This is a genomic window from Streptomyces sp. NPDC005728, assembly GCF_040630895.1.
Taxonomy (GTDB): domain Bacteria; phylum Actinomycetota; class Actinomycetes; order Streptomycetales; family Streptomycetaceae; genus Streptomyces.
Window position 1 is genome coordinate 1 of record NZ_JBEXYL010000246.1, and the last position, 3,139, is coordinate 3,139.

General features: G+C 72.5%; 4 protein-coding genes and 1 pseudogene. 3 read left to right on the top strand and 2 right to left on the bottom strand.

Annotated features, from left to right (window positions below; translation table 11 throughout):
* Nucleotides 1-324: 324 nt before the first annotated feature.
* On the bottom strand, nt 325-507 hold the full coding sequence (locus ABZ471_RS48145) for a hypothetical protein (protein ID WP_359075488.1): 183 nt from the start codon (nt 505-507) through the stop codon (nt 325-327).
* Between ABZ471_RS48145 and ABZ471_RS48150 the strand changes: the two genes are divergently transcribed.
* The 3 genes from ABZ471_RS48150 to ABZ471_RS48160 all read left to right on the top strand — a co-directional run bounded on the left by ABZ471_RS48150 (nt 488) and on the right by ABZ471_RS48160 (nt 2,700).
* Nucleotides 488-919, top strand: coding sequence for a hypothetical protein (locus ABZ471_RS48150; RefSeq protein WP_359075489.1), 432 nt, complete (start codon nt 488-490; stop codon nt 917-919). The two genes, ABZ471_RS48145 and ABZ471_RS48150, sit on opposite strands and share 20 nt — an antisense overlap.
* Nucleotides 920-942: 23 nt before the next feature.
* Nucleotides 943-1,164, top strand: coding sequence for a hypothetical protein (locus ABZ471_RS48155; RefSeq protein WP_359075490.1), 222 nt, complete (start codon nt 943-945; stop codon nt 1,162-1,164).
* A 168-nt stretch (nt 1,165-1,332) separates the two neighbouring features.
* Nucleotides 1,333-2,700, top strand: a complete 1,368-nt coding sequence (locus ABZ471_RS48160) for a glycosyltransferase (RefSeq protein ID WP_359075491.1) — start codon at nt 1,333-1,335, stop codon at nt 2,698-2,700.
* On the opposite strand, the pseudogene ABZ471_RS48165 reads toward ABZ471_RS48160, so the two are convergent.
* Nucleotides 2,650-3,018: pseudogene (locus ABZ471_RS48165) on the bottom strand (GNAT family N-acetyltransferase); the annotation flags it as partial. The gene ABZ471_RS48160 and the pseudogene ABZ471_RS48165 overlap by 51 nt on opposite strands.
* Nucleotides 3,019-3,139: the final 121 nt, after the last annotated feature.

The window sequence follows — 3,139 nt, forward strand, 5'->3', positions numbered from 1 at the left end:
CAAGCCGCTGCCGAAGCCGGTGTGGCCCGCTGCTGCTGAGGCGACGGTCGACCTGTCCCAGGCGGCTCCGGGCGATCCCGGTACGGCGGCGCACCAGGCCACGGCGCCTGTCGATCCCGGTACGGCGGCGCACCAGGCCACGGCGCCCGTCGATCCGGGGACCGCGGCTCATCAGGCCGGGCTCCATCAGGCAGGGGCCCACGGCACGGCAGGGGCCCACGGCACGGCGGGGGCTCATGGCACGGCGGGTGCCCACAGTGCTGCCGGGGCCCATGGTGCTGCCGGGGCTCATGGTGCGGCGGGGGCGCACGGGACGGCCGCGGCTCACGGGGCCGCGGCCCACACGGCGGGCGCCGCCCATATGGGGGCCTCGGCGGTCACGACCGGCGCGGGGGCGACGGGGGCGACCGCTGCGGGGGCCACGGCGGCCGGGGCGTCCGCAGCCGGGGCGTCCGCCGCGTCCATAGCCCTGATGAAGGTGATCGCGGTGATCGTCGCCGTCGTCATCGGCGGGGTCGCCGTCCACCAGGCACAGGCCTCGCGGGACTCGGGCGGCAGCTCGCCGTCGTCGAGCCCGACCGGTCTCGCCGGGGTGTGGTTGGGCAGCGACGGGAGTCTGTACAAGTTCGACGAGTCGGGCGCCGGTTCCTACACGCAGACCGGCAGGGACGTCTGCGGCGGGGACACCACCACCGTCGAGCTCAGCGGCAGCAACGGCACCTACACCACGACCGGCCCCCTCTACGACACCAGCGGCGGTTCCTGCGGTGCCGTCATCGGAGAGGTCACCACGACGATCACTCTCGGCGCGGGGGGAGACTCCGCCCGGCTCACCACCGAGATGACCTCGACCAGCGACCAGTACGAGCAGGTGCAGTGCTACTCGTGCGGGACGGTCACCCTCACCCGTAAGCAGTGACAGCCGGAACCCGAGGAGAGATCATGAGCCGGAACACCGTCCGCATCGGCGGCAACGCCTCCGGCCCCGTCGTGGTCGGAGACCGCAACCGCGTCGAGGTCCGCCAGGCCGCACCCGAGCCCGAACCGGCGGAGAGCGGGCCGGTCCAGATCAGTATCGCCAAGGATCACGGCACCATCTTCGCGGTCCAGGAGGGCAGCCAGGACGTCGACCAGGAAGTCCCCGGCGGCTCGGCGGAGGCCTGACGCCCGGATCACGCGGGTGGTGTCATCGATCGGACTTCGTTCCGATATGCCGTGTTCATCCGAATGAAACGTCCGTACCGCCTCATATCGGCTAACCCGCAGTTGACGGGGATGGCTCGATCTTTATGCAAGGCGGGTGGTCGTGTGCGCGCGAGGCACGGACTCCAGGTGCTGTCGGTCTACGAGGGCTTCTTCTCCGGAGGAGCCAGGATCGTGCACAGCGATGTCGTACTGGGACTGGCCGAGGGCGGCCAGTCCCACCGGGTGCTCAGCATCCATGGAGAGGTCCACCGCGAGGCCACCCGGCAGCGGATGGAGGACGACCACTGCTACCGGGCGCTGACCGCCGGAAAGGTCGGGGTCACCTCGCTCGGCCGCACCGCGGGCCTGGTGGACGGGTCGGTCGCAGCGTCTGTTTTCAGCGGACCGGAGCTGGCCGAAACTGCTCGGGCCATGGCCGCGGCGGACGTGATCCTCTCCCTCAAGGAACAGCCGCTCGCCCTTCTGAACCAGGCCGGCCTGCCCCGCCGCCCGGTCGTGGTCGGCCTGCACCGCTCCGACCCCGAGAACCAGGGCCCCGCCCTGGACGAGCTGAAGGCCGCGATCGCCGACGGCACGGTGGCGGCGTGTGTGTGCTGCGCCGAGTCGACGCGGGCCGCCTACGAGGCCGCCGGCATCCCGGCCGACCTGCTGCACGTCATCCCGAACGGCGTGGACCTGCTCCGGTTCCGCCCGGACGCGGCGGCTCGGCCGGCGTTCCGCGCGTCCCTGGGTATTCCGGCAGCTGCCCCGGTGGTCGTCTTCGCGGCCCGGTACGCGCAGATGAAGAACGTGCCGCTCTTCCTGCGGGCCGCACGGACCTGGCTGGCCCGCGAGGGCGGCGGGCACGTGGTGATGTGCGGGGCCGGGATGACGGACGCCAACCCCGCCCTGTGGGCGGACCTGGAGATCGCCTTCGCGGGCGAGCGGGACCTCGCCGACCGGGTGCACCTGCTCGGCGTACGGCACGACATGGAGGCCGTGTACGCGGGCTCGGACGTCGTCGCCCTGACCTCCGTCTCCGGGGAGGCGGCGCCGCTGTGCCTGATCGAGGGCATGATGTGCGGCGCCGTTCCCGTGACGACGGACGTCGGCGACAGCGCGTCGATCGTCGCCGGCCACGGCTTCGTCACCCCGCCCGACCCCGGCGCCGTCGCCCTCGCCTGGTCCGCCGCGGTCGCGGGCCGCGCCGAACTGGCTCCCGCCCTGGAGCGCAGTCGTGAGCGCTTCAGCCGCACCCGCATGATCGCCGCGTACGCCGCGCTGCTCGACGAGGTGTACGCGTCACACGTGGGCGGGCAGCGGGTCGCCGCGCAGCACGCCGTAGGCGACACCGTCCCGCCACGTGCCGTCCCGGAAAACGACGCCGCGCCGTATGCCCTCGCGAGTGAAGCCGGCCTTCTCCAGGGCCCGCTGCTCGGCGATGTTCTCGGCCTCGGTGTCCGCCTCGATCCGCATCACGGGGGTGTGGGCGAAGAGGTGGCGGACGAGCTGTAGTTGGGCCCGGGTGCCGATACCGCGCCCGCAGGCCTCGGGCAGGAGCTGGGCGCCGATGTTCCAGCAGTGGGTGGAGGGCGAGACGACGACCTTCCGCCAGGCGACGAACCCGAGCGGGCCGGCTGCGGACTCCACCATCAGCAGCCCGCCGTCCTCGCCCAGCAGACCGTTCTCCGCCCAACGGCGCCTGAAGCGCCCCGGATCCGACCAGCCGTACCACTGGAACGGGCCGGCGGTCTCCGGCTCCAGCAGGAACCGGTCCAGCAGGGCCAGGTCGTCCTCGCGTGCGGGACGCAGTACGACGGCTTCATCGCTCATCCGGTCACACTAATCCGTGCGCGAGCGACGGGAGCCGGACATGAGGAGGGGCCCTCGACAGCCGAACAGGACCCCTCTCTCCTCCGGCTGACGCGTCCATCGGGCACTCGGGTACCGCAAC